The sequence below is a fragment of the Herbaspirillum sp. C7C2 genome (genome assembly GCF_022627865.1).
In the GTDB taxonomy this organism is placed as follows: Bacteria; Pseudomonadota; Gammaproteobacteria; order Burkholderiales; family Burkholderiaceae_D; genus Herbaspirillum; species Herbaspirillum frisingense.
In genome coordinates this window covers 65,135-91,448 of sequence record NZ_JABXGI010000005.1, presented here as the reverse complement: position 1 = coordinate 91,448, position 26,314 = coordinate 65,135, and the positions used below count along the sequence as shown (strand labels likewise).

23 protein-coding genes and 1 pseudogene are annotated in these 26,314 nt (G+C 63.8%); 14 read left to right on the top strand and 10 right to left on the bottom strand.

The genetic code is table 11. From position 1 onward, the window contains the following. Positions 1–126: 126 nt before the first annotated feature. A complete protein-coding gene (locus HWE04_RS09940) occupies positions 127–1,374 on the bottom strand; it encodes a sigma-54-dependent Fis family transcriptional regulator (protein WP_241812417.1) in 1,248 nt (415 codons plus the stop codon). Positions 1,375–1,747: 373 nt separating this feature from the next. Between HWE04_RS09940 and HWE04_RS09935 the strand changes: the two genes are divergently transcribed. From HWE04_RS09935 to HWE04_RS09920, 4 genes are all read left to right on the top strand, one after another. Then, positions 1,748–2,623 carry an MBL fold metallo-hydrolase gene (locus HWE04_RS09935; protein WP_241812299.1) on the top strand — a complete coding sequence of 292 codons (876 nt, stop codon included), beginning with the start codon at positions 1,748–1,750 and terminating at the stop codon, positions 2,621–2,623. A gap of 22 nt (positions 2,624–2,645) precedes the next feature. Further along, a complete protein-coding gene (locus tag HWE04_RS09930; protein ID WP_241812298.1) occupies positions 2,646–2,840 on the top strand; it encodes a YgaP family membrane protein in 195 nt (64 codons plus the stop codon). A 68-nt stretch (positions 2,841–2,908) separates the two neighbouring features. Further along, the gene (locus tag HWE04_RS09925) at positions 2,909–4,576 is read left to right on the top strand and encodes a bifunctional protein tyrosine phosphatase family protein/NAD(P)/FAD-dependent oxidoreductase (RefSeq protein ID WP_241812297.1); all 1,668 of its coding nucleotides are present in this window, start codon (positions 2,909–2,911) and stop codon (positions 4,574–4,576) included. A 10-nt stretch (positions 4,577–4,586) separates the two neighbouring features. Further along, entirely contained in the window at positions 4,587–5,381 is a 795-nt protein-coding gene (locus tag HWE04_RS09920) for a sulfite exporter TauE/SafE family protein (protein WP_241812296.1), read from the top strand. A 92-nt stretch (positions 5,382–5,473) separates the two neighbouring features. Here HWE04_RS09920 and HWE04_RS09915 read toward each other — a convergent pair. Together HWE04_RS09915 and HWE04_RS09910 are read right to left on the bottom strand one after the other, a co-directional pair. Continuing rightward, a pseudogene (locus HWE04_RS09915) lies at positions 5,474–5,848 on the bottom strand (MFS transporter); the annotation flags it as partial. Between the two features lie 282 nt (positions 5,849–6,130). Continuing rightward, complete coding sequence (locus HWE04_RS09910; RefSeq protein ID WP_241812295.1) at positions 6,131–7,222, bottom strand: tartrate dehydrogenase; 1,092 nt, start codon at positions 7,220–7,222, stop codon at positions 6,131–6,133. A 110-nt stretch (positions 7,223–7,332) separates the two neighbouring features. Between HWE04_RS09910 and HWE04_RS09905 the strand changes: the two genes are divergently transcribed. Next, on the top strand, positions 7,333–8,319 hold the full coding sequence (locus HWE04_RS09905) for a LysR family transcriptional regulator (RefSeq protein WP_241812294.1): 987 nt from the start codon (positions 7,333–7,335) through the stop codon (positions 8,317–8,319). Between the two features lie 85 nt (positions 8,320–8,404). Here the strand turns inward: HWE04_RS09905 and HWE04_RS09900 are convergent, their stop codons facing one another. After that, positions 8,405–9,469 carry a DNA-binding protein gene (locus tag HWE04_RS09900; protein WP_241812293.1) on the bottom strand — a complete coding sequence of 355 codons (1,065 nt, stop codon included), beginning with the start codon at positions 9,467–9,469 and terminating at the stop codon, positions 8,405–8,407. 185 nt (positions 9,470–9,654) lie between these two features. Here HWE04_RS09900 and HWE04_RS09895 point away from each other — a divergent pair, with 185 nt between their 5' ends. Together HWE04_RS09895 and HWE04_RS09890 are read left to right on the top strand one after the other, a co-directional pair. Then, on the top strand, positions 9,655–10,632 hold the full coding sequence (locus HWE04_RS09895) for a site-specific integrase (RefSeq protein WP_241812292.1): 978 nt from the start codon (positions 9,655–9,657) through the stop codon (positions 10,630–10,632). 123 nt (positions 10,633–10,755) lie between these two features. Further along, positions 10,756–11,631 carry an MBL fold metallo-hydrolase gene (locus tag HWE04_RS09890; protein WP_241812291.1) on the top strand — a complete coding sequence of 292 codons (876 nt, stop codon included), beginning with the start codon at positions 10,756–10,758 and terminating at the stop codon, positions 11,629–11,631. A gap of 57 nt (positions 11,632–11,688) precedes the next feature. On the opposite strand, the gene HWE04_RS09885 is transcribed toward HWE04_RS09890, so the two are convergent. The 3 genes from HWE04_RS09885 to HWE04_RS09875 all read right to left on the bottom strand — a co-directional run bounded on the left by HWE04_RS09885 (position 11,689) and on the right by HWE04_RS09875 (position 16,366). Beyond that, positions 11,689–12,144 (bottom strand): hypothetical protein, encoded by a 456-nt coding sequence (locus tag HWE04_RS09885; RefSeq protein WP_241812290.1) that lies wholly within the window; start codon positions 12,142–12,144, stop codon positions 11,689–11,691. Positions 12,145–12,214: 70 nt separating this feature from the next. Beyond that, complete coding sequence (locus tag HWE04_RS09880; protein WP_241812289.1) at positions 12,215–14,752, bottom strand: YbcC family protein; 2,538 nt, start codon at positions 14,750–14,752, stop codon at positions 12,215–12,217. A 33-nt stretch (positions 14,753–14,785) separates the two neighbouring features. Beyond that, positions 14,786–16,366: an NADH-quinone oxidoreductase subunit L gene (locus HWE04_RS09875; RefSeq protein WP_241812288.1), complete on the bottom strand. Its 1,581-nt coding sequence runs from the start codon at positions 16,364–16,366 to the stop codon at positions 14,786–14,788. Positions 16,367–16,465: 99 nt separating this feature from the next. Between HWE04_RS09875 and HWE04_RS09870 the strand changes: the two genes are divergently transcribed. The 6 genes from HWE04_RS09870 to HWE04_RS09845 all read left to right on the top strand — a co-directional run bounded on the left by HWE04_RS09870 (position 16,466) and on the right by HWE04_RS09845 (position 20,396). Then, positions 16,466–17,383, top strand: coding sequence for a LysR family transcriptional regulator (locus HWE04_RS09870; RefSeq protein WP_077235418.1), 918 nt, complete (start codon positions 16,466–16,468; stop codon positions 17,381–17,383). Positions 17,384–17,492: 109 nt separating this feature from the next. After that, positions 17,493–17,795: a hypothetical protein gene (locus HWE04_RS09865; protein WP_241812287.1), complete on the top strand. Its 303-nt coding sequence runs from the start codon at positions 17,493–17,495 to the stop codon at positions 17,793–17,795. A gap of 191 nt (positions 17,796–17,986) precedes the next feature. Then, the gene (locus HWE04_RS09860; protein WP_006464830.1) at positions 17,987–18,304 is read left to right on the top strand and encodes an ArsR/SmtB family transcription factor; all 318 of its coding nucleotides are present in this window, start codon (positions 17,987–17,989) and stop codon (positions 18,302–18,304) included. 2 nt (positions 18,305–18,306) lie between these two features. After that, positions 18,307–18,741 (top strand): YeeE/YedE family protein, encoded by a 435-nt coding sequence (locus HWE04_RS09855; RefSeq protein ID WP_006464831.1) that lies wholly within the window; start codon positions 18,307–18,309, stop codon positions 18,739–18,741. Positions 18,742–18,764: 23 nt separating this feature from the next. Continuing rightward, positions 18,765–19,214, top strand: a complete 450-nt coding sequence (locus HWE04_RS09850; RefSeq protein WP_241812286.1) for a YeeE/YedE family protein — start codon at positions 18,765–18,767, stop codon at positions 19,212–19,214. 486 nt (positions 19,215–19,700) lie between these two features. Continuing rightward, complete coding sequence (locus tag HWE04_RS09845; protein WP_006464833.1) at positions 19,701–20,396, top strand: VIT1/CCC1 transporter family protein; 696 nt, start codon at positions 19,701–19,703, stop codon at positions 20,394–20,396. A 14-nt stretch (positions 20,397–20,410) separates the two neighbouring features. Here HWE04_RS09845 and HWE04_RS09840 read toward each other — a convergent pair whose 3' ends face one another. Next, on the bottom strand, positions 20,411–20,824 hold the full coding sequence (locus tag HWE04_RS09840) for a DUF2306 domain-containing protein (protein ID WP_241812285.1): 414 nt from the start codon (positions 20,822–20,824) through the stop codon (positions 20,411–20,413). A 167-nt stretch (positions 20,825–20,991) separates the two neighbouring features. After that, the gene (locus tag HWE04_RS09835) at positions 20,992–23,028 is read right to left on the bottom strand and encodes a hybrid sensor histidine kinase/response regulator (protein WP_241812284.1); all 2,037 of its coding nucleotides are present in this window, start codon (positions 23,026–23,028) and stop codon (positions 20,992–20,994) included. A gap of 239 nt (positions 23,029–23,267) precedes the next feature. Here HWE04_RS09835 and HWE04_RS09830 point away from each other — a divergent pair, with 239 nt between their 5' ends. Further along, entirely contained in the window at positions 23,268–24,098 is an 831-nt protein-coding gene (locus HWE04_RS09830) for a VOC family protein (RefSeq protein WP_241812283.1), read from the top strand. A 13-nt stretch (positions 24,099–24,111) separates the two neighbouring features. On the opposite strand, the gene HWE04_RS09825 is transcribed toward HWE04_RS09830, so the two are convergent. Beyond that, a complete protein-coding gene (locus HWE04_RS09825; protein WP_241812282.1) occupies positions 24,112–26,178 on the bottom strand; it encodes an AsmA family protein in 2,067 nt (688 codons plus the stop codon). Between the last annotated feature and the right edge of the window lie 136 nt (positions 26,179–26,314).

Sequence of the window (26,314 nt, the reverse complement as noted above, 5' to 3'; positions counted from 1 at the left end):
ACTTATTCAGCACTCGTAAAATAGCGACGCAGATTAAAACCGTTTATATCGTAATCGTGGACGCAAAAATCATGCGGTAACAGTCCAATCCGTTCCGCTCACCTTCTAGAATCACCCCGTCCCGCACTAATCACGCCCAAAAGATCCTGCCTCTTTCATACGTCTGTATAACGTACGTTCGCTCATACCCAAGCTTGCTGCCAGCTCCTTGCGGCTGCCGTTGAATTCGCGTGCTATCTCTACAAGATCGCGCACTTCACTTGCAGGCTTGTCCAATCCGGGCGCTCGCGGCGGGTAGAAACGATCCAGTGCGAGATGCTCTTTCTTGATCACTCCATCGTCCGCAAACAGGCGCGCTCGCTCGATCACGTTGCGAAGTTCGCGGATATTTCCAGGCCAGTCGTGTTGCATCAGCTGCGTCATCGCGTCAGCAGAGATTTGCAGCGACTTGCCTGCTCCCCCTGCCCCTCGCTGAAGCAATGACTCGACCAGCAAAGGTATGTCATCACGTCTCTCGCGTAACGGCGGCAGATGGAGCGGGAAAGCACTGATGCGGTAGTAAAGGTCCTGACGGAAATCGCCTTTTGCCACCATTTCCTGCAGCGGCTTATGGGTTGCTGCCACGAGGCGAAATTCGGCCTGCTGTGTGTCGACCGCACCAACGCGCCGGAAAGTGCCGGATTCAATCAGCCTCAACAGCTTGACCTGCATCGCCAATGGCACGTCGCCGATTTCGTCCAGGAACAAGGTGCCCCCCTTGGCTGTTTCAACCAGGCCCGCCTTGCGGACGTGGGCGCCGGTAAAGGCGCCCTTTTCGTATCCGAACAACTCGCTCTCGAACAGGCTCTCGGTCAATCCCGAGCAGTCCACCACCACGAACGGCCCATGCACCCGGGGACTGGCTTCATGCACTGCGCGCGCAAACAGTTCCTTGCCACTGCCCGACTCTCCAAGCAGCAAGACCGGTAGATCCGACATCGCCACCCGCTGCAATTCGCCCAGGGCACGATTGAAGGCTGCTGACTTGCCAACCAGCCCCTGACGACTGGCCTGTACCGAGGCATGACGCACCGTCTGCAGACGCTCGACGAACCCCACCACGCGATGCTGGTGGTCGATGATGGGCCGCAGCTCAACATCCACATGTTCTGGTCCGCGCGGCGTGTGATGAATGTGCAGCACTCGATCCGGGCCCTTGGTGGCCAGCGCACGTTGCAAGGGGCAATGCTCTCCGGCCTGGTCGCAGGGAACCTGGTAATGGTGTGACATTGCATAACACTTGTGGCCAATGGGCGCCCTGCCAGCTGTGGCGAACTGGCGCTTGTAGGCGGTATTGGCAGCCAGAATCTCGTACTCCGTATTCATCACGATCATCGGCGTGGGCTCATGGTCCAGATAAGAAATCAGGGCCTGTACCTGGAACGACTGCAAAACATCGGGTAGCGACTCCACGAATTCTCTCGCTTTCTTCAAGACTAATTCAGGCAAATGCTGCCTTCTGGATGGTTCTGGCAAAGGGACGTCGGCGACCAGTCCGTGCAGGACCCATCACCTCATCTGGGTCGGCGCACCAACGCTGCCAGGTGGCAGTATGACACTGCCAATTGGCAGTGTCACTGGCAGTCATTCGATCTGCAGGTGAAGCGATTTAAGAAAATATTCCTTACAAATCAATTGGTTGAGCAAGTTTCGTGATCTGGCACAAGTTTTGATATGAAGAAAATATCTGACAACAGAGGACGACAACATGGACAACCTGCATATTGAAGGTCACTTCGACCCTGCCACCAGTACTGTGAGCTATCTGGTACTGGATCGCACAACCCGGCAATGCGCACTGCTGGATAGCGTACTGGACTACGATCCCAAATCCGGCCGTACCTCTACCAGTAGCGCCGATCACCTGATCCGGCGTGTGCAGGAGCTCGGTGCCTCGGTGCAATGGATCCTGGAAACCCATGCCCATGCCGACCATCTGTCTGCGGCCCCCTATCTCAAGCGCAAGCTGGGCGGACGCATCGCCATCGGTGAGCACATCCGCCAGGTGCAAAACGTATTTGGGGCGCTTTTCAATGCCGGCAGTGAATTTGCCCACGATGGCAGCCAGTTCGATCACCTCTTCGCCGATGGCGAACGCTTCCAGATCGGCGCTCTGCAAGCGCGTGTCATGCACACCCCCGGCCATACGCCTGCCTGTATCACCTATGTCGTGGAGGAAGGTGACCAGATCGCAGCCTTCGTCGGCGACACCCTGTTCATGCCCGACTACGGGACCGCACGCTGCGATTTCCCCGGCGGGAACGCCCGCACCCTCTTCCATTCGATCAACAAGGTACTGAGTCTGCCGCCGCATACCCGTATCTACCTGTGTCACGACTACCAGCCCAACGGCCGGCAGCTTCAGTTCGTCACCACCGTGGCGGAAGAGCGTAGCAATAACATCCACGTCCGCGACGGCATCAGCGAGGAGGAATTCGTGGCCATGCGGACTGCCCGTGACGCCACCCTGGCCATGCCGGTGCTGCTGCTGCCGTCGGTGCAAGTCAACATGCGCGCGGGTCAGTTGCCACCGGCCGAGGCCAACGGCATGCGCTATCTGAAGATCCCGCTGGACGCAGTCTGATCACCCACCCTGAGGAGTCATCATGAAATGCAATGTAGGCGGTATCGACCGCATCTTGAGAATCGTCATTGGCGTCGTCCTGGTCATCCTTGCGGCGACCGGCACCGTGGGATGGTGGGGCTGGCTGGGCCTGATCCCGATAGGAACCGGCTTGTTCCGCTTCTGTCCGCTGTATCCGCTGCTGGGCATCAACAGTTGCGCTACCCGGGATCGCTGATCCCCCTCCCCTTGCTGGCCGACGCCGGGGCGTCGCCGCCAGGGGCACATCAATCAAGGAGACATTCCATGAACATCAAGCAACTGACGGCCAACTTGTCCGTCTCGGCCCAGATCATGCCTGCCGATATGGAAGAGATCGCTGCAGCCGGCTTCAAATCCATCATCTGCAATCGTCCGGACGGGGAAGCCGGCGACCAACCCAGTTTCAGAGAGGTGGAACAACAAGCTCAGACTGCGGGCATCGAGGCGCGCTATCTGCCGGTGATTCCTGGTCAGGTGGCCAATGCCCAGGCTGACGAATTCGATCGTCTGCTCGAAGATCTGCCCAAGCCCGTGCTGGCCTATTGCCGCAGTGGCATGCGCAGTACCACGCTGTGGGGGCTCTCGCGCGCCGGCCGCATGTCCACGGGGGAGATATTGACCCGTGCCGAACAGGCGGGTTACGACCTGAGCGCACTGGTGCGCAGAATCAACCAGAGCAATGCCACCCCATTCGATGTGGCCGACTCGACACACAAGGTAGTCATCGTGGGTGGTGGCGCGGCAGGGATTTCGGTGGCGTCGAGCCTGCTGGCGCGCCAGCCTGGACTGGATATTGCCATCATCGACCCGGCCGATGTCCATTATTACCAACCTGGCTGGACCCTGGTGGGCGGCGGCGTATTCAGGCCGGCGCAGACCGCCCGGGTGATGGGATCGTTGATCCCGCGCGGCGTACGCTGGATCAAATCGGCCGTGGCAGGTTTCGAGCCGGAGCGCAATGCGGTCCTGCTGGAAGGCTGCCGTGTGGTCAAGTACGAGCAGCTGGTGGTCTGTCCCGGTCTGAAACTGAACTGGGACGGCATCGAAGGCCTCACCGATACCCTGGGTCGCAACGGCGTGACGTCCAATTATCGTTATGATCTGGCGCCCTACACCTGGGAACTGGTGGAGCGCTTCAAGGGGGGCGATGCCATCTTTACCCAGCCGCCTATGCCCATCAAGTGCGCCGGTGCCCCGCAAAAGGCCATGTATCTCTCTTGCGATGCATGGCGGCACGCCGATGTACTCAAGAAATCGAATGTGCAGTTCCGCTCCGCTGGTGCGGTGCTCTTTGGCGTGGCCGAATACGTGCCAGCCTTGATGGAATACGTGCAGGCCTATGGCATCGACCTCAACTTCGGACAGACCCTGACCGCCATCGATGGTGGACGCAAGATCGCCACCTTTGCAGTCAGCTCCCCCGACGGCAGCTCACAGAAAGTGGAAGTCCCCTTTGACATGATCCACGTGGTGCCGCCGCAGACGGCGCCGGACTTCATCCGCAGCAGCCCTCTGGCCGATCCGGCCGGGTGGATCGATGTTGATCAATCGACCTTGCAGCACAAGCGCTTTGCCAACATCTTCGGGCTGGGCGATGCGGCCAACTCGCCCAATGCCAAGACCGCCGCTGCGGCCCGCAAACAGGCGCCGGTGGTCGCCCACAATGTGCTCCACAACCTGGGTCGGCAATCTGTTCAGGCCCGCTACAACGGCTATGGCTCCTGCCCCTTGACCGTAGAACGCGGCAAGATCGTTCTGGCCGAATTCAACTATGGCGGCAAGCTGGCACCCAGTTTCCCGGCATGGATGCTGGATGGCACGCGCCCATCGCGCCTGGCCTGGCTGCTCAAGGAGCGCATCCTGCCGCCGCTGTACTGGGAAGGCATGCTCAAGGGACACGAGTGGCTGGCGCAACCCGAAATGGTCGGTTGAGGAGGCACAGATGAGCATGAGCCTGTTACTGGGTGCCTTGGTGGGCTGCATCATGGGGCTCACCGGTGCCGGTGGCGGTATCCTGGCCATTCCGCTGCTGGTGTTCGGCCTGCATCTGAGCGTGCCGCAGGCTGGACCCATCGGTTTGCTGGCCGTTGGCATTGCTTCGGCGATGGGGGCGGTGATCGGTTTGCGGGCTGGCATCGTACGCTATCGCGCCGCCGCGCTGATCGCCGCCGTCGGCATTGTCCTCACTCCGCTAGGCACGTGGCTGGCCCATCAGCTCGATACCCGCTACCTGACGCTGCTGTTTGCCATTGTCATGGCATGGGTGGCCATCAAGGGCATGCGGGATGCCCGGCGCAGCAGGACGGCCGCGGCCACCGTACCAGATGACTGCCCCTGCCTGCGCGACCAGAGCGGACGCTTCGTCTGGACACCCCGTTGTGCCAGTCGCCTGGCCGTCACGGGTGGTGTGGCGGGTGTGCTCTCGGGGCTGCTCGGCGTGGGTGGCGGGTTCGTCATCGTCCCGTCCTTGCAGCGCGTGACCGACCTGGCCATGCAGTCTGTCGTCTCGACGTCGCTGGCGGTGATCGCGCTGATTTCGCTGGTCAGTGTCGGCACCAGCATGGTCAGTGGTCACTTCGATCTCGCAATTGGTTTGCCATTTTCCGCCGGCGCAATGGCCGGAATGTTGCTAGGCGGGAAGCTCGCAGTACGCTGGCACCCCGCCCATCTGAAACTGGCGTTTTCGATAGTTTGCATGGTGGTTTCTGCTGGCCTGATCATGAAGTCCATTCACTGATCATTTGGCATCCATGTTTTCATTTCAAATCCGCTTGTCGTCTCAGATTGCCGTCGGCACCTGTTGCGGTAGCACCTGATTCATCCGGGGCCCTAGACTTTTTGATAAGCGTGCTGGCTCTGCTCCCTTGTCTGGAAGCGCGACATGATCAGCGTAAGCACCGCCGAAAACACCAGCAGCCCAGCCACGAAATACAAGCCACCGGCATAGCTGCCGCTCGAGTCCTTGATCCAGCCGATCACGCTGGGCGCAACAAAGCCGCCAAGGTTGCCGATGGAATTGATGGTGGCAATGCCGGTGGCCGCGGCCGTGCCGGAGAGGAACATGGTCGGCATGCTCCACAGCGGCGGCTTGGCGAAACTGATGCCCACGTTCACCAGCGTCAAGGCCGCGATCAGCCCTACCACGCTATTGGCGCCGGCTGCGATCACCGGCCCCACCGCCGCGGCAACGCAGGCGATGATGACGATCAGACGCCCGCGCGGCGCCTCGGGCGGGAATTGGGGAATACGGACGGCCGGCTGGGCGATGGCAATCGCCGCATCGAACATGCCTTTCAACAAGGCGTCGATCCGGGCCCGCTCGGACGGTGGTTGGGCAGTGGGCATTGCGTCTCCGGCAATGGCAGGCTTGATGTGCCTGTCTTCGATTTTTTTAGCGCGAGGCCACACCGCCGGCACCCGAAACCGGGGCCGGGAGGGAGCACGCTTGTCGGCAGAGGCGGTCCGTTCGGACCGCTGAAGAATGGCTTACGCCGCCTTCCGGGTGTGCGCCGCCTTGCTGACGAAGGCGCAGACGGCTGCGGTGACCTGCGCCGTGGTGGCCTTGCCACCCAGGTCACCGGTATGCAGCGACGGGTCGGCGGTCACGGCTTCCACGGCCTGCATGACCTGTGCCGCCGCTTCGTGCTCGCCCAGGTGGTCCAGCATCATCACCACCGACCAGAAGGTGCCCACCGGGTTGGCCAGGCCACGGCCCATGATGTCGAATGCCGAACCGTGGATGGGCTCGAACATCGAGGGATAGCGGCGCTCCGGATCGATGTTGCCGGTGGGGGCGATGCCCAGGCTGCCGGCCAGCGCGGCGGCCAGGTCGGACAGGATGTCGGCATGCAGGTTGGTGGCCACGATGGTGTCCAGCGTGGCAGGACGGTTGACCATGCGTGCGGTGGCGGCATCGACCAGTTCCTTGTCCCACTTCACATCCGGGAATTCCTTGGCAATCTGCACGGCGATTTCATCCCACATCACCATCGCATGGCGCTGGGCGTTGCTCTTGGTGATGACGGTCAGCAGCTTGCGGGGGCGCGACTGCGCCAGCTTGAAGGCGAAACGCATGATGCGCTCCACACCGGCACGGGTCATCATCGACACGTCGGTGGCGGCCTCGATCGGATGGCCCTGGTGAACACGGCCGCCCACGCCGGCATATTCGCCTTCGGAGTTTTCGCGGACGATGACCCAGTTCAGGTCTTCTGCCTTGCAACGCTTCAGGGGCGCATCGATACCCGGCAGGATGCGGGTCGGGCGCACGTTGGCGTATTGATCGAAGCCCTGGCAGATCTTCAGGCGCAGGCCCCACAGGGTGATGTGGTCGGCAATGTGCGGGTCGCCGACCGAGCCGAACAGGATGGCATCCTTGTCGCGAAGCGCGTCCAGCCCGTCGGCCGGCATCATGGCGCCGGTCTTGCGGTAGTAGTCGCCACCCCAGTCGAAGTCCTCGAAGTCGAACTTGAATGTGCTGCTGGTGGCGGCCAGCGCCTCCAGCACCTGGCGACCCGCTGGTACGACTTCCTTGCCGATGCCGTCACCCGGAATGGTTGCGATGCGATAAGTCTTCATGTCTCCGGCCTTTCATAAAATGTTTTGGTGAGTGGCACTCTACTGGCGTTCGCTCTACAAAAACCGGTGCTAAACTCAAAGCATCCTTAACTTAAATTTAACAATCGCGTATGCAAGACGTGGTTCTTCCCTCGGATTTACGCTTCTTCTCGGTGCTGGCGATGGCCGGCAGCCTGTCGGCGGCGGCACGCGAGCTGGGCCTGACGACGGCAGCCGTGAGCAAGCACCTGAGCCAGATGGAGAGCCGCGCAGGCGTGCCGCTGGTCAACCGGACCACCCGCCGCATGACCCTCACCCCGGAGGGGGAGCTTTATCTGGAACACGCCCGTCGGATCCTGGATGAAATCGACGAACTGTCCGAACTGCTGGGGAGTTCCAAGCGGCGTCCGGAGGGCTTGCTGCGTGTCAATGCCACCCTGGGTTTCGGACGCAGCCATGTGGCGCCGGTGATCTCGAAATTCGTCGCCGAGTATCCGCAGGTCGCGGTGCAGCTGCAGCTATCCGTGATGCCCCCGCCGTTGACCGACGACAGCTTCGATGTCTGCATCCGCTTCGGCGAGCCGCCTGATACGCGGGTCGTGGCCAGGCGTCTGGCGCCGAACGCAAGGCTGCTGTGTGCCGCGCCCCAATACCTGGCACGACGCGGCATGCCCGTCACGCCACACGACCTGACCAAGCACAACTGCGTGGGAATCCGGCAAGGGGACGAAGCCTACGGGCTATGGCGGCTCACCGCCGGAAGCGGCGCCTCTTCCAAGACGGAGGCAGTGAAGATTCGCGGCAACCTGACCACCAACGATGGCGAGATCGCTGTGAAATGGGCCCTGGAAGGACATGGAATCCTGCTGCGGGCGGAATGGGATGTACGGGGCTACCTGGAAGACGGGCGGCTGGTTCGGGTCCTGCCCGGCTGGCAGTCACCCAATGCCGATATATATGCCGTCTACTCCCAACGTCATCAGATGTCCAACCGGATCCGGGCCTTCGTGGATTTCATTGCGGCACAACTGGAACTGGCCGATATCGCACCGGCTGGCCGTCATGAACCCGGCGGAAGCGTTCGTCAGTCCCAGCGCAAGCGGAAGATCACGCCTTAGGGGCTTAGGGGATGTTAGGGGCTGTCGATCCGCCGCATGGCGGTCTTTGAAACGGCTAACGATGCAGCCGGCTCGACGCTGCCGGTCACCGGTTCAAGCCGGCATCTTCTGGTCCCGAAGACGGCGCCTGCTGATGACCCTCTCCTTCATGATTTCTCTGCTGGTGCCATGCCAGCGTCAGCGCTTCGTGGGTTTCCAGCCTGGCGCGGGCGGCCGCCAGTTCTATTTCCGTCTCCTGTAACTGCTTGCGGGCGCCGGCCAGGGCTTCCTCGGTCTCGGACCGGCTGGCCTGCAGGCTTGCCAGCGCTGCATTCCTGTCGGCCAGTTGCGCCTCCAGCACCTGCTTGCCGGCTGCCACCTGCTGCAGCGATTCCAGCTGCTGCTCGCGCCGATCCGCCAGTGCCTGTTGCTCCACCAGGGCTTGCCGTGCATGCGAGAGGTCGGCCACCAGGCGCACCCCTTCCTGGTTGACGCGGGTGATTTCCGTCTGCTTGACGATGAGCTCCTGGCGCAGTTGACGCAGTTCGGCCTGCGCCGTCTGGAGTTGCTGCTCATGCTGCCGCAGATCCTGCTCGCGCTGTTCCTTGGCGGCGCTGCGGTAGTGGTCCAGGGCAGCGCGGGCGTGCTGGTGCTTGTCTTCGAGGGAGAGCCGATACTGCTCGTTTTCCTGCAGGCGTTCCTGCAAGGCGGTGGAGCGCACCTCCAGTGCACGCAGGGCGACGGCCTGTTGCTGGCATTCCTCCCGGCTGCTTTCGTGGGCGGCACGGGCAGCGATCAGGGCTTTTCCGGCCAGGTCCAGCCGGGTCGACAAATCCGCATTGGCCGCGTTGGCCTCGGCCAGGGCCTGCTCCATCCGGGCCGTGACTGCCCTCACCTCTTCCCTGGCGGCGCTCACGCGCTCATCGGCCTCGGCCTGCAGCTGGGACGCCAGGCGCTCCACCATCTCCTGCAGGGCCGCGCTGATGCTGCGAGGCTGCTGTCCGATGCCCTCCTCTTCTTCCAGTTCCTTCAGATATTTGTGGATGGTGGTCTTGGACCCGGTATTGCCCAACTCCACGCGTACCGCATCCACGGAGGGGTGCCGTCCCAGCGCCAGCAGGCTGTCGCGGGCTTTCTTCACTTCCGATTTGTACAAGCCGGTCCGGGCCATGATCGCATCCTGTTATTTGATGATGTATTACATAATACGTAATTACGTAATACAAATGAAGAGATATGGCCAAATATAATCTTAATATTGAGATTCGATATTAGATGATTATCTGTTCCCATCGGCTAAAATGCCGCTTTTCAGCCCTGCTCTTCCTCTTTTGCGCCTGATGCGCGCGACTCGCCATGATTGCCATTGACGACTACCTGCACGCTGCCACCCGCGATAACACCCGTCGCAGCTACCGTGCCGCCGTGAAGCACTTCGAGGAGGAATGGGGCGGCTTCCTGCCGGCCACGGCGGACGGGATTCTGCGTTACCTGGCCCGCTATGCCGGCGTGCTGGCGCACAACACGCTCAAGCAGCGGGTCTCCGCGCTGGGCCAGTGGCACATCGACCAGGGCTTTCCAGACCCGACGAAGGCGCCGGTGGTCCGCAAGATGCTGCGCGGCATCCAGGAAGTGCATCCCGCCCAGGAAAGGCGTGCCCGCCCGCTGCAACTGGATGCGCTGGAGCAGGCCGTGGGCTGGCTGGAGCAGCAACAGGACCTCGCTCGCCAGCAGGGCCGCTCTGCCGATCTGCTACGGCATGCACGCGACAAGGCCTTGTTGCTGATCGGTTTCTGGCGGGGCTTTCGGAGTGATGAACTGGCACGCCTGGAAGTGGAGCGCATCGAGGCGGTGGCCGGCCAGGGCATGCGCATCCAGCTGCCGCGCACCAAGACCGACCGCAGTCTCAAGGGCAGCACCTATCTGACGCCGGCGCTGTCGCGGCTTTGCCCGGTGGCGGCCTATCTTGACTGGCTGGCGGTGAGCGGCGTGCGCAGCGGTCCGGTATTGCGCGGCATCGATCGCTGGGGCCGCATCAGCGAGGACGCCATCCATGCCGCCAGCATCATTCCCCTGCTCCGGCGCATTCTGGGCGCGGCCGGCATTGCCGATGTGCATCTGTACAGCGCGCACTCCTTGCGCCGCGGCTTTGCCAGCTGGGCCAGCGCCAATGGGTGGGAGCTGCGCGCACTGATGGAATATGTCGGTTGGAAGAACATCAGCTCGGCCTCGCGCTACGTGGATTCGCATGATCCCTATCATCGCGATATGCTGGAGCGCTTGCTGCCGGCCAAGCCTTTGCCTTCACCCGCAATCGATGCGCCAGACAGTTAAGGCCGGCATTTTGACGCAACGCGCTGCCGCAAGCATGCCGACAGTGGCAAACTGGCGTCTTTGGAAAACATTGGCTGGCATGCATCTTGATAGAGGGTGCTCACCGACATGGAAGGAATCCACATGACCAAGCTCCACATCGAAGGGCATTTCGACCCCGCCACCAGTACCGTCAGCTATATCGTGCTGGATCGCTCCACCGGACAATGCGCACTGCTGGACAGCGTACTGGATTACGACCCCAAGTCTGGTCGCACCGCGACGGCCAGCGCCGATCTGCTGATCCGGCGCGTGGGGGAACTGGGCGCCTCGGTCCAGTGGATCCTGGAAACACACGCCCACGCCGACCACCTGTCGGCGGCTCCCTATCTCAAGCGCAAGCTGGGCGGGAGTATCGCCATCGGCGAACACATCCGCCAGGTGCAGGGTGTGTTCGGCAAGTTGTTCAATGCGGGGGGTGACTTTGCCCGGGACGGTAGCCAGTTCGATCACCTGTTTGCCGATGGCGAACGGTTCCAGATCGGTGAGCTTCATGCCCGCGTGATGCATACACCGGGCCATACGCCGGCCTGTATCACCTATGTCGTGGAAGAAGCCGGCGAGGTCGCGGCCTTCGTCGGCGATACCCTGTTCATGCCCGACTACGGCACCGCCCGCTGCGACTTCCCTGGCGGGAATGCGCGCACCCTGTTCCGCTCCATCCACGAGGTTTTGAGTCTGCCGGCGCACACCCGGATCTATCTGTGCCACGACTACCAGCCCAATGGCCGTGCCCTGCAATTCGAGACCACCGTCGCCGAGGAGCGCCAGAACAACATTCACGTTCGTGACGGTATAAGTGAAGAAGAATTCGTCACCATGCGCAGCGCCCGTGATGCCACCCTGGGTATGCCGGTATTGCTGCTGCCTTCGGTGCAAGTCAACATGCGCGCCGGCCAGTTGCCGCCGCCTGAGGACAACGGCGTGCGCTACCTGAAGATTCCGCTGGACGCGGTCTGAACGGCTCCGTCCTCAGCCAATCAGTCTCTCAGTCTCTCAGTCTCTCAGTCTCTCAGTCTATTTGCAGTCCGGATTGCCGTGCGTGCGCAGGCACTGGCTGCGGGCGCAGGCGGCGATGACCTGGTCGCGGCCGTATTCGTTGATGTCGACCGTGACGTAGACCGGGTATTGCTGGTACTCGGTGCGGGTGATGTCCTGGCAGACAGTATCGGTACGGTTGCCGTTGGTGACTGAGCTGCAGCGGGTCTGCCCGGTCGGCACCTGGATGGGGCGGGTACGCATTTCCATGCGGGTCTGGTTGATCACCGGGTATTGCGCGTAAGCCGCCGGTGCACACTGGCTTTCGGTGGCGCGATAGGCTTCGGTGGCACAGCCCGATAGCGCCAGCCCCAGGCACAACATGGCAAGGTAGTGCCACGGCGCGCGCTGCCGCGCCTGGCCAATCGACCGGCGCGACCGGTGCGACAGGCCAGGTCCGGGCGAGGGGCCGAGGGCGGGCTGGGTGGATTTCATGGGTTCTCCGGCGATCAGGGTAGGCAAAACGGCGATCATGCTACCTCAAATACCGGGCGTCCCGGGGTTTTCAAAGAGCCAGACCCTGCCAGCCGCCCTGCTTCCACTGCACCAGGCCGCTGCCGGCAAAGCGCCACAGATGCAGCCATCCATGCTCCAGCAACTGCCGCACGATGGCATGGCGGGAGACGATGTCATCGATGGCTGCCTGCGGGGCGTCCACCACTACCGTCAGCCGCAAGGGCTCATGCACCCACTGCTGGCCGTCATGCAGTGACTGGCGCGACAACCCGATGCGCAGATCGCCGCCATTGCCTTCGAATACGCCAATGGTGCCGCCCACCACGTTGTGCAGCAGCTTGTTGCCGCTGCCCAGCCGCACCGGGTCGCTGGTGGACGCGTGGTACTGCCAGTTGATCCAGTGGGTCACCAGCATGGGTGCGGTCATCAGCAGTTCCAGCACGCTGCCGTCGGCGTCCTGACTGGCGTCGTAATCGTGCAGGAAGCAGCGACCGCCCAGATCCAGCCCACGGCTGCGCGCGCGGGGCGCAATCAGAAAGGCGGCATTGCCGGTGAGCCCCCATTCCGGGCGGGTCTCGGCACCGTCATTGGCGCGCCGGCGCAATGCCTTCAACAGGGCTGGCGGCGTCAGCCTGTCCTGCAGGCCGAGCCGGCCGGCGCGTTCACGGCGCACCCGATCGCCGGCCTCGGCCAGGGTCGGTTGCAAGGCATCCCAGCGCTGGCGGGCGTTCGTCGGCAAGAGGTCCAGATCGAAGGCCTCCACCTCGTCGGTGGTGGTGTTGTGCAGGAGGGCCAGGAAGCGGCTGTCCTCGGGAATGAGGATCCCCCGCTCCAGCAGGCCGCGCCGCACCTCGATCTCATTGAGTAGCTGTGCCAGCGTACGGGCATTGACCTCGCCGGTCTGGCCGCAGCAGGCGCCACAATCCAGGGCGGCCGCATGCGCATTGTTGGCCGACTGGCTGCCATGGCCCACCAGCAGCACCAGCGGCGCGATCTGCCGATCCAGTCCCATGGCGTGCAGCACCCGCGCGGCCAGGGTGATCTTGTCGGGAAGCGAGATGGCGTTCAATTGCGGACGGCAGAGCTGGCGGTACCGGCTCGGCAAGCCGTGCAGGTCGTCCCGCGCGCGTTCGGCCTGTCCGGGGCGCAACCACTTCCACAAGCCCCCCAGCGCCGTCACGCCGGCCACCTCGACGAAGGAAAACGCCGACCCCGGCCAGCGGGTATTGCCCTGCCACTGTTCCTGGGTGGCCAGGGTCTGGCGCCGGCTGCGGCTCATGGCGTCGGTCAGCACGCTGCTGGGCCGGGCGGCACCGGCTGGCTGGATGGCGTCGCGCACCTGGTAGGCCGGTGCCAGCAGGCCAGGCAATTGCGGACGACTGGCTTCGCTGGCCAGCGGGGTATAGGCCACCGGCAGACCGAAGAAACCGGCAAAGCCCAGGGTCTGCATGCCGGGATGCACGCTCTCCAGGGCGCGGCGCAAGGGCTCGCTGCGCACGTCGATGCAGAAGGCGGCTTGCACCTCGATGGTAGGCGCAGCGCTCGCGGTGGGCTCGCCATGGCGCTGCAGTTGCTGCGCCAGACGGCGCTGATAGCCGGCCTCCAGGGCCACCTGCCAGAGTTCGTCCACCAGCAGATCGTGCTGCGCCTGTTGCAACCGTTCCGGCGACCGCGCCCAGGCCTGCTGGACGGTGTGAAAAGCGTGACCGGCCGCGGCATCGTCCTTGCACTCCAGCAGCAAGGCGCCCCAGGCCATGCGGATGGCCAGCAGTTCGCGCAGGTGCTGGTCCTCGCCCTGTTCAAGGCGCGCCTGCCAGCCTAGATACGCGCACCATGAGGCCCAGCCATTGACCGTCAGCAGCACTGCTTCCAGATAATCGGCCCAGACTTCACTGGACAGGCCCAGGTGCTGCATGACCCAGCGCTCGGCCTCATGGGCGCTGGCCGGCAAGGCGCGGATCCCATCGGCGATGTGTGGCAGGCCCATCAACAGGCCGATGCCGTGGTCATGCTCCAGCGTCTCGCGCCAGAAGGCGTAGAGGCCCATGCCGCGCTGCGGCTGCCAATCGGCCTGGTGACGGTCGAAATAGGCGGCACAGGTCTGGCTGACCTGGTGCGTGATGGCCTGCCGCCAGGATAGCCGGGTATGGCGCTGCGGATCGTTGTCCAGGACGTCGATCAGCAAGGGCAGCCGCTGCACCTGGGTGGGCGAGGTCAGCATCGCCAGGCAATGGGCCTCGTCGATGCCACGGTCGGCCGCTTCCTGCGACTGTTGCAGCGCATAGCGCAAGTCGTCGCGGGTGACGCGGCCCTGCTCCCAGGCCTGGCGCAACTGCTCCTGCGGCGGGAAGACCTGGATCCCGCCCAGCAGCAGCATGCGCGCAGCAACCTGGCGCAGCGGCATACCCACGCGGGTCCAGTGGGGATTGACGGCAATGGCGCGATCCAGTGGCCAGGCCGGGGCAATGGCGCCGCAGGCGTCCTGGCAGGCTTGTTCGAGCAGGCGGTCCTGTTGCCCGGTCCAGGCCTGTGCCTGCACCGGCGCGCTGGCCAGCGCTGCCTGGGCATTCTGATGGAAGGCATTCATGGGTGTTCTCCTTGTGATCCGGATCTGGCTGGCTCAATGCCGGGCATCGCCCAGCAAGCTGGGCGCGGTCTGCGTTGTACCCTGATTTGCGGCCGCCCGGCGCGCTTTGGGCGCCCAGTCGGATGGCCACAGGGTCAGGGCCAGGCGGGTGTAGGCCTCATCCAGGTAGAAGCCGGCGTAACTGCGGCGACGCCATGCCGCCATGGCTTGCGGGCGAAGCTGCAGCAAGCCCATGCAGACATACAGGGCCAGCATGGTCAGCAGTGCCAGCACACCGTAGCCGGTGCGGGGGAAATCGACGATCTGCAGCGGCAACAGGTGCGCCACGAGAGCGGCCAGCGTCAGGCCGGCGGCGCCACCCAGCCCCAGGCCGACGCTGCGCAGGCGTGACCCTTCCGGCCGCTGCGGCAGCCACAACAAGGGTGCCCAGGCCAGAGCCAGCACCCCGCTCCACCACCACGGCCAGGCCGCATGGGGACTGACGCTTTGCAGGGCCACGACCAACGCAGCGCTGAGCAGTGGTGCTCCGACCACGCTGGCCGTGGATGGCAGGGCCGGCGCATGCAGGGCTTGCAGCCGGGTGTCCCGCACCACCGACGACGCGGACAGGAAGGCATGCGCCTTGTACAGTGAATGACCGATCAGATGCAGGGCCGCAAACATGTACAGGCCGGCAGCGCATTCGAGCAGCATGAAACCCATCTGCGCCACGGTGGACCACGCCAGCTTCACCTTGATGCTGATGCGTGTGAGCATGACCAGCCCGGCCAGCAGCACCGTCCCGCCACTGAACACCAGCAGCACGCTGCGCGCGGCCACGGCCTGCTCCAGCAGCGGTGCAAAGCGCACCAGCACGAAGCCGCCGAGGTTGACCACGCCTGCATGTAGCAGGGCCGAGACCGGCGTGGGCGCCTCCATCACCTGGATCAGCCAGCCATGTACTGGCAGCAAGGCGGTGCGCAGGATCACCGCCAGCACCAGGCAGAGTGCGCTCAGCTGCAGGCCCGGGGACATGCCCTGTTGTTCCGCGTGAGACCAAAGCGCCGGCAACGAACCGCTGCCGACTGCCGACCACGCCAGTGCGGCCGCTGCGACCAGCAGCACATCGGCCAGGCGGTCGGCGATGCGTTTCTTGTAGGCCGCCAGGCGAGCGAAGGGCCGGTCCGGGTAGAAGCACAGCAGCTTTTCCAGCGCCAGCCCGACCAGCGCCCAGGCGACGATGAGCACCAGCCAGTGGTCCGCCAGCAGCAAGAGGTGCACGGCCATCAGCACCACCGACAGGGCCGCGATGTACTGGCGCTGACCGCCCTCCCCCTGCAGGTAGCGTGCCGAAAAGCTGCCGATCACCGTGCCCAGGCCCTGCACCAGCAGCGCCAGCACCAGACCGAGGGTGGACGTACCCAGAACCCCGGGCCAGGGAGCGCCATGGCAATCGAAGAACAAGGCTGCCACGGCCAGCGACAATGCCAGCAACAGCGCCAGGCCTGAGAGTGCCTGGTAACAACGCCACAGGCGCGTGGCTGGCAGCGAGGTGCCGGCCGCCAGGGTGGCCATGGCGAACATCAGCCCGGGCGCCGCCCAGGCTGCGCAGGAAAGAACGGAAATGGTGGTCATGACAGGAAGCCTCATGCAGTGCGATGGCGGGATGATGCTTGTCAAAGATCGTTCTGTAAATTACATTTATATGAACAAATCAATCTATAAAAAAGAACGATGCGACTAGAACAGCTTAATTTCCATCATCTGCGCTATTTCTGGCGAGTCGCCAAGCTCGGCCATTTGACCCGCGCGGCGGAAGAGCTCCATACCTCGCAATCGGCGGTGTCAGCCCAGATTCGTCAGCTGGAAAAGCAGCTGGAAGAAGATCTCTTCATCCGCGAGGGCCGTCGACTGAGCCTGACTGATACCGGTCAACTGGTCTTCACCTATGCCGACAATATCTTCGGCTTGAGCCAGGAAATGCTGGGCCGCCTGGAAGGCCGCTCCGCCGGCATCACCCGGCTGCGGGTGGGCAGCGTGGCGACGCTGTCGCGTAACTACCAGGAAAACTGGCTGCGCCCCATGATGTCGGACGCCACCGTGTCGCTGACCCTGGAATCGGGCTTGCTGGAGGGCCTGCTGGAGCGCCTGGTGCAACACCAGCTGGACGTGGTCCTGGCCAACGAGACGGTGCCCTCCGACCCGGATCGTCCGCTGCACTGCCGTTTCCTGGGCAGCCAGGCGGTATCGGTGGTGGGCCCGGCGCAGCGCTGGGAAAGCCGCAGCCTGCGTATCCCGCAAGATCTGGAAGGCGTGGACATGGCGCTGCCCGGGCCGCGCCACGCACTGCGCATGCAGTTCGACGCCCTGTGCATTTCCAACGATGTGCGCCCTCGCATGCGCGCCGAAGTCGACGACATGGCCATGCTGCGACTGATCGCCCGCGACAGCGGCTGGCTGACCGTCCTCCCGGAAGTGGTGGTGCAGGATGAACTGCGCAACGGCACCCTGGTCGTGGCCGGGCAGACCAGTGAACTGGTCGAGAGCTTCTACGCCATCACCACGCCCCACCATCATCACGACGAATGGCTAGACAAGCTGCTTGGCGCCGGGCCCGACGCATCTGGAGGGAAGCGTATCGCCGCCAAGTGAAAATCCATAGACGACTGCTATTGCCGTATTGGCAATGATTGCATTTCGTGCATGTGGCTCAATAGCACTGTTGTCATTGGAGTAGTAGCGTACACTGGGGCAGTTCAGGATGAGCTTTGTCAAAGCCACCTGCTCCACGATAAGAAACGCGGCGGGGAAGATGAGAAAGGCACTTTTCAGGTATCGCAACGAGTTGGTCCGGATCGAGCTCAAATGTCCGGCCAGCCCCGACGGCGGTGCTACAGGCGGCAGTGGAAGAACCGGTGTCGGTGGGTGGACCTGGGATCTCTATATCAATGGCGAACTGCAGTTTTGCGGACAGGACGCGCCTTTTGCATTTGCCGAAGAAGCCATGGCGGCCGCCAGACAGGCCAGTTGTCGGCTGATCGATCTGCTGCACGCCGCTTCCTGAATCATCCGGGCGAGGATCTCGCCAACACCGGTCCGCCGCCTGCTTGCTTGCGCGTCCTCTGCCGCAGCCCCGCCCGCACTCCTGCCTGCAGTCCCTTCTCTTTCCTGCCCCTTTTCTGAAATCCTTGCGTTGTACGTTTGCGGCCGTTATTATATATTTTAATATATTATCTTTTATGATATTGAAAACGCATGAGCAACGTAACCCCGCTACGCGCCGAACAGATGCGCCAGGCCGCCGGTGAAGCGGTCACCGCCCTGAAAGTCCTTGCCAATGAAGACCGCCTGCTGCTGATGTGCCAGCTGTCGCAGCAGGAGATGTGCGTCAGCGAACTGGAAGAAGCGCTTGATATCCGGCAGCCCACCCTGTCGCAACAACTGGGCGTGCTACGCAACGAGGGCGTGGTCACTACCCGCCGCGACGGTAAGCGCGTCTACTACCGTGTGGCCGATGAACGGCTGCTCGCGATGCTCGAACTGATGTACCAACTCTACTGCCCGAAGGAATGAACATGCACATTGCGTGGAACAGTTTTACCCCAGGCGGGGCGCTGGTGGGCGGTATGCTGATCGGGGCCGCTGCCGCCCTGCTGGTGCTTTTCACTGGCCGCATTGCCGGTATCAGCGGCATCGTGGCCGGGCTGCTGCAGCCCCCCTCGCGCGACACCGGCTGGCGCGTCCTGTTCGTGCTGGGACTGTTGCTGGCGCCGCTGCTCTATGGCGCCGTCACGGCCCTCCCCGCGGTGCGCATCGATGCCGGCTACCCGCAGGTCGTGCTGGCCGGCTTGCTGGTGGGGGTGGGCACGCGCTACGGCGCCGGCTGCACCAGCGGGCATGGCGTCTGTGGCTTATCCCGCTTTTCCCCGCGGTCGGCAGTCGCCACTGCCAGCTTCATGGGCGCCGGCTTCGTCAGCGTCTACCTGCTGCGCCACCTGGCCGGATTCTGAGTTCACCATCCATGGATGCAAAGATGAATAAAAAAGAGATGCTCGCTGCGCTCGCTGCAGGGGTAGCCGGCCTCCTGTTCGGCCTGGGACTGATCGTTTCCGGCATGGCCGATCCGGCCAAGGTACTCGGCTTTCTTGATCTGGCGGGGGCGTGGGATCCTTCGCTGGCCTTCGTGATGGGTGGAGCGATCGGGGTCGGTGTGATCGCTTTCGCGCGCGCCCGCAAGATGCAGCAATCGCTGCTGGGACAGCCCATGCAACTCCCCCCTGCCACGCGCATTGACCGGCGCCTGATTCTGGGCAGTCTGCTGTTTGGCGTCGGCTGGGGAATCGCCGGCATCTGCCCGGGCCCGGCACTGGTGCTGCTGGGTGAGGGAGAACGTAAAGGGATGGTATTCGTCGTCGCGATGCTGGCGGGGATGGTACTGTTCCGATGGCTGGAGAGCAGGTCACGCCACGGCAGTCAGGGCTGAACGTAGAGGTTCATACCCTCTACCGGATTTGCACCCGGCCTGCCGCGGCGTCGTGTCGCTGCCGTTCAACTGTGGCCGGCGGCCTGGAACATCCCCAGCAAGGAAACGCCACCGATTAGCGCCAACACCGCAATGGCGGCAACGATTGCGATGGCAGTCTTGGGCTTGCGATCGGACATGATGTTCTCCTTCTGGTGATGGTGCTATGTCAGGCTCTGCAGCCTTTGCAGTGTCAGCGGAAACGAATAGGCGATCCTGCAGCCCAGACTAGCAGAGCGCTAAAACCAGCGGCATCGGCCACTACCGCGAGCGGCCCGTCATCCCGTCTGTCATCCTCGTGGGACTGCAGGAAGTCAGCGCCCGTCAGTTTCTTCACCAAGCGGCCAACAAATGCGAATTGCCCTCATTTTCGCTAATTGTCATGGCATTCTCGCCGCCCCACCCCTAGAATCTGCGCCATTCCGACACCTCGTCTACTGCATAGCCATGCCCAGATTCCATCTCGAACATCACAAGGTCGATGCCATTTCCTGGCTGCGTGCCGCCGTCCTGGGTGCCAACGACGGCATCGTCTCCACTGCCAGCCTGCTGGTGGGCGTGGTGGCCGCCAACGCCAGCCACGAAAATGTATTGCTGACGGGCGTGGCTGGCCTGGTGGCTGGTGCCATGTCCATGGCCACCGGCGAATATGTCTCCGTGCATTCCCAGGCTGATAGCGAAAAGGCGGCCTTGAGCCAGGAGAAGGAAGAACTGGCAACCGACCCCGAGGGCGAACATCGCGAGTTGATGGCGATCTACATGCGCCGTGGCCTGAAGCAGGAAACTGCTAACCAGGTAGCGACCCAGTTGATGGCCCACGACGCCCTGGACGCCCATGCACGCGATGAGCTGGGCATCTCCGAAACCACCACCGCGCGCCCGGTACAGGCAGCACTGGTCTCGGCGCTGAGTTTCGCCGTGGGCGCAGCCTTGCCGCTGGCCGTGGTATGGCTGGCCCCTGCAGGCGTGCTGCTGGAGGCGATCGTGATCGCTGCCCTGTTGTCGCTGGCGGTGCTGGGCGCGGTCGCGGCCCGGACCGGGGGCGCCAACCTCTGGAAGGGGGCCTTGCGGGTCAGCCTGTGGAGCTCGCTGGCCATGGCCAGCACAGCGGCCATCGGTTCATTCTTTGGCGCTGCCGTCTAGACGGGCCAGCGCGGTCACAGCCAGCCCAGCCATTGCCCCCAGACCAGTCGCCCCAGATAGCGTGAGGGCAGCAGTGTGAAGAGCCCCGCCACCAGACAGGCGCCGACATAGATGCCCTGCATGGTGCGCCGATGCTGGACGATGTCTCCGCGCCTGGCTGCGGTGACGGCGCGATAGAGCCCCACCCCGGTCAACGGCACCAGCAGATGCAGTGGCGAAAATCCGCCGACATTGGGCAAGTCATGCGAACGGATGAAGAGCGCTGACAGCGCGGTGATGACCATACAGCCCAGCCAGCCATAACCGAGGAGGCGATGCCAGCGCGGACGTACCGTGCGACCCAGGCGGGTCCAGAGGGCGAGCGGGCCGATTGCCGCGGCACACAACGCAGCACTCAGGTGTAGGGTGACGATGGGGGTCGGGGACATGGCGGTTTCCGGTAAAACGATGGACCCGATTGTCACGGCTGTCCCCACGCGTCGCCAGCGTCATGCGACCAGATGCAGATTGCCTTGCCTGAAATGCTGCCAACGGGAGCAGCCGTGCCGCCACCGTTCAGACTACTGCCTTCAGGAACTCGACTGAGGCTCGCGGACTACCTTTCCTCTCCCACCAGCTCCCGCACCCGCCGCGCTAGCACATCGGCTGCAAACGGCTTGGTCAATACCTGCATGCCCCGTTCCAGGTGGCCATGGTTGAGCACTGCGTTCTCGGCATAACCGGTCACGAACAGCACCGGCAAATCCGGTCGCGGCGCGCGGATGGCGTCGGCCAGTTGGCGGCCATTCATGCCATTGGGCAGGCCGACGTCGGTGATCAGCAGGTCCAGCTCCGGATAGGCTTGCAGCAGCTTCAGGGCGGTCGGCCCATCTTCGGCCTCCAGCACGCTGTAGCCCAGGTCGGACAGGACCTCCACGGTCACCATGCGCACCAGCGGTTCATCGTCCACCACCAGGATGGTCTTGCTGCCTGGCGCTGCCGTGGCGCCGGCTTCGTCCGGCATGAGCAGGTCTTCTTCGCCCGCCTGGCCGTGGTGGCGCGGCAGGTAGATGCAGAGGGTGGCGCCCTGGCCCAGTTCGGAATAGATGCGTACCGCACCGCCCGACTGGCCGGCAAAGCCATACACCATGGACAGGCCCAACCCCGTCCCCTGCCCCGTGGGCTTGGTGGTGAAGAAGGGATCAAAGGCACGCGCCACCACGTCCGGCGACATGCCGGTGCCGGTATCGCTCACGCATAGGGACACATACTGGCCCGGCGTCACACCGCGCTGCATGGCCGCCATGTCGTCCAGCCAGCGGTTGGCAGTCTCGATGGTGAGGCGGCCCCCATGCGGCATGGCGTCGCGGGCATTGATGCAGAGGTTGAGCAAGGCGTTTTCCAGTTGGCCGACGTCCACGAAGGTATGCCAGAGCCCGCCGGCGGCAATGGTTTCCACCGTGATGGCCGGGCCGACGCTGCGGCCGATCAGTTCGTGCATGTCGGCCACGATGCGATTGAGGTCGGCGGGCTTGGGGTCCAGCGTCTGGCGTCGCGAAAACGCCAGCAGGCGCTGGGTCAACGCGGCAGCACGCTTGACGGCAGACTGTGCACCATTGAGATGGCGTTCGATGTCGCTGATGCGGCCCTGGGCCATGCGCACCTTCATCAGTTCCAGGCTGCCGCTGATGCCGGCCAGGATATTGTTGAAGTCGTGCGCCAGGCCACCGGTCAGTTGCCCCACCGCTTCCATCTTCTGCGCCTGGCGCAGGGCCTCCTCAGCTTCCAGCAAGGCGTTGGTCCGTTCCTGGACGCGCTGTTCCAGGGTCTCATTGAGCGAGCGCAAGGCGGCCAGGGCGCGGTCACGCTCGGCTTCGACGGCGCGCCGGCCTTCGATATCCATCAACACGCCGGGGAAGGTGCTGGGTACGCCATCCGGGGTCAATTCCACGCGGCCGTTGGCTTCCAGCCAGTAGTAGCGACCATCGCGTCGACGCGTGCGGTACTGGTGGGCGTAGGTGCCGCCCCGGGCCAGGGTTTCACGGATGCGGGCCGACAGTAGTTCGCGGTCGTCAGGGTGCACCGCTTCCATGATGTCGGCGATGCACAGGCGCGACAGGTCGCGCTCTGGCGCCAGGCCGAAGGCCACGGCAAAGCCCTCGTCGACGTTCAGGCGGTCCGAGGGGATATCCCAGATCCAGGTGCCGATGATGGCGCCGGCTTCCAGGGCCAGTTGCACGCGCTGGACGTTCTCGCGCAAGGCGGCCTCGGTCCGGCGACGCGCCGTCACGTCCCGGAACAGGACCGAGACCTGGCGCATTTCCACCGGGCCCACGCGCGTGGCGGAGACCTCGATATGACGACCGACGGCCTTGAATTCCTGCTCGAAACGCAGCGGCTGGCCGGTCAGCAGGACCTGTCCATACACATCCAGCCAGACCTGGGCATTCTCGGGCTCGATTTCACGCAGGCGCTTGCCGACGATGCCCTCGATGCCGGTATGACGGTAATAGCCGGAGTTGGCCTCGATATGAACATAATCACTCAAGGGGCCATGCGGCCCATCGATGAACTCGATGATGCAAAAACCATCATCGATAGCCTCCAGCAAGGCGTGACGATAGGCGCTGCTGAGGGGGCTATTCCCCTCCATTGCCGGTTGCTGATCCAAAATAATGCCCTTCCTGATCGTACTGTCTTCGTACGGGTCGATTGACTGCCCACGTCCACCCACTTGCGCCGCTACGGTAGAGCTTCGTGGCAAGCTTATCGGAAAGCTTGGCGTCGCGGCCACTTTCCGAGACAAATCCCCTGCCATGACAGGCCAGCTTGCCGCACGTAAAATGGCGGCCTGCCGCTTCCTGGCAGATTCATTCTTGTTGATTGGCTTCTATGACCCAAGGTCTGCCCGAAACGCTCCCGCTGGCGCAAAATATTCCCGCGCGGCTGGATCACCTCGTCCTCAATACCCACTACGACATCGATGCTGCCCATGCCCAGCTGCAGGCGCTGGGCTTTACGCTCACCCCGCGCGGCTATCACACACTGGGCTCGGTCAACCATCTGGTGATGTTCCCCGGCGGCTACCTGGAGTTGATCGGCCAGCCCCGCGACAGCGACAAGGTGCGCCAGGAAATCCTGGACAGCCCGCTGGGCCTCGACGGCCTGGTCTATGCCGTGGCCGACGTGCCGGCCTGCCACGACGCCTGGCAGGCACTGGGCCTGGTGGTGAAGCCGGTGCAACACTTCTCGCGGCCGGTGCTGCTGGACGGGGTTGCCACCGATGCCCGTTTTTCCACCGTACGCCTGATTCCCGGCCAGTTCGCCGCGGGACGGGTCTACGCCTGCCATCACTTCACGCCGGAACTGGTGTGGCGCCCTGAATGGATGGGCCATGCCAATGGCGTGCAGGGTCTCACCAGCATGCTGGTGACCGATGCCGATCCCGAGGCTACCCGGGCCGCCTATGCCCGCCTGGGGGAATGGAAAGACGGTTTCGCACTCGAATTTGCCGATGCCGCTGGCTTGCAGGCGCGCTTTGGCGGGCTGGCCGCCTTTGCACCGCAGCGCCCGGCCGCTTTCGCGGCGCTGCGCTTTTCAGGCGGCGACCTCTCACGCATCAGCGCAGGGGCCCAAGCCCTGGGGCTGCCGCTGCACCAGGAGCCGCAGCGGCTGGTGGTGGCCCTACCGCCATTCCAGGCGCTGTTCGAATTCCTGGGCTAGCGCTGTTGCAGCGCTAGCGCGCATCGGCCGCAGCGTGCGGGGCGCAATCGTCGGGTATCTTCTCGCCGGGGGTGATCAGCGGAATCACCGCTGCCACCGGTGCTACTAGGGCCAGGGCGGCGGCCGCCCCGGCCCGCGCAGCCAGGCCTTCCTTGCTGGCACCGATGTCGGGCTTGGCGAAGCTGCCCCGCACATACAAGGGGGTGCGCAGCGACAGGATGCGAACCTGCTTGGTGCGCGGATAGACGTTCAGCGCCAGCTTTTCCTGTCCCAGATCGACTTGGCCGGTGATGTCGATGGCCGCGTCCTCGGTATTGAGGATGCCGTGCCGGACCTGCGCCACGCCCTCCTTGATCGTCACATCGGCGGCGCCGCATAGCAGTTTGACCTGCTGGTCGCGGTACATCTTGGCAAACACCGCGTTGGCCAGGTTCAGACCGGCAGCTTCCAGGATGAACTGGCTGATGGTGCCCTGGCTCAGATCGGCCTTGATCCGCCCGTCGGCGCTGGCCATCATGGCGGCGACCGAGTTGCCGCTGCCGTTGAGGCGGGCCTGGCCGTCCAGCTTGCCGAAGCTGGCGTCGATCCTGGCCAGTTTCGGAAACAGCTGGCGCACCTGCACCCCATGCAGGTTCACTTGCAGGCTTGAACGGATGTCGTTCTGGCGGCCATCGAGCGTGAGTTCGCCGTCCCCCTTGCCACCGGCCATGGCAAATTGCAGGGGCGCGACGGTTAGCACCTGGTCCTTCAGCCGCAGGGTGGTGCTGGCGTCCTGCCAGTCCAGCCCACCATGCAATTGCACGCGACTGGCCTTGAGTTCGATGTCGGCATCCAGCCTGGCCCAGCGCTGCGGCTGCGCCGGGCGTTCCGGCAGCACACGATCCTGGCGCTTGCCTTCGCTTTTACCCTCTTTTTTGCTCTCTTTCTGCTTGCCACCGGCGGCCGGCACGTAATCCTCCAGCCGCAACAGATCGGCGTGGGCGGTCACGCTCAGGTGGTTCTTGGGCGGGCCACGGTAGTAATGGGCATCCCCGGCGAAATCACTCTCACCGACCTTGCCGGTGAAGCGTTCATAGCGCCAGTCCCAGGCCTTGGTGGCGTTATCGCGATCGGTTTTGCCCGCGCCCGCGGCCTCGGCCCGCTGGATGGTCAGGCCGCCCTGGGTGCTGAACGCACGCGTGGCCGGCAGAGGAACGCCGCTGGCGGCATAGAGCCGGTCCAGGCTGTCGCCACTCAGGCGGATCTGCAGGTCGGCACGCCGTAGCTGATGAGGATTGACGAGATTGCCGCTGATCACGGTGTGGACTTCACCCACGTCGCCCTGTGCCTGAAGGGGATAGACGCTGCCTTCGTTGAGCAGGTCGGGCAAGGGGCCGCCGCGCAATTGGCCCTGTATGTCAGCCTCACCGTAGCGGCCCGATACCGCTGCCTGCAGGACCAGTCCAGGCGGACTGTCGCTGCCCTCGGCGGAGCGCATGGCGGCCGCACTCAGGGGGCGGGCGTCGAAGCGCAGGTCCAGGTCCAGCGGCTGATCCACATAGCGGATCTGGGCATGGTCGAAGACGATCTGGTGGATGTCGAAGCTCCAGCGCGAACGTGGCTGGTCGGAGAAGCGCCAGTTCTTGCGGCGCTCGTCGGCCCGTTCCATGACCAGGTCCAGGCCGGTCACGCGCATGTCGGTGATATGCCAGTGCCAGTGCAATAGCGGGAGTGGGGAAAAATGCAGATCCAGCAGACTGGCCCGGACCAGATGGTCGGCGCTCTGCGCCCAGTCCGGGTTGCCGATCTGCAGGTCACGTGCGGTAAAGTGCAGTTGCGGCAGCCAGGATCTGTCGCTTTGGGGTGTGGCCGGGGCCAGCGACCAGGACAGGCTGATCGGGCCATCGACCCGTATTTCCCGGGCCAGCATGGTGGAGAGCTGGCGGCTGATCCAGGGCTTGACCAGGTTCCAGTCGAATAGCGCCACCAGCAGGGCCAGCAAGGCCGCCAGCGCCACCAGCGCGGTCACGCACCAGGTCAGCAGGCAGCCCAGCCTGGCCAGCAGTGGCCTCCCAGGCAGCCTTACCGGGTGCACGCGCATCTCCGCCCTCCTTCACTTTGCATGGTTCTGTCCTGACCGCTTAGGTTTCATCCAAACGCGACAGTATCAGCTGTAGGACCCTTGCTGGCTATAGGAGAAGCGGCCGGCCGCTTGTCAGAGGGATGGCAGGCCCAGG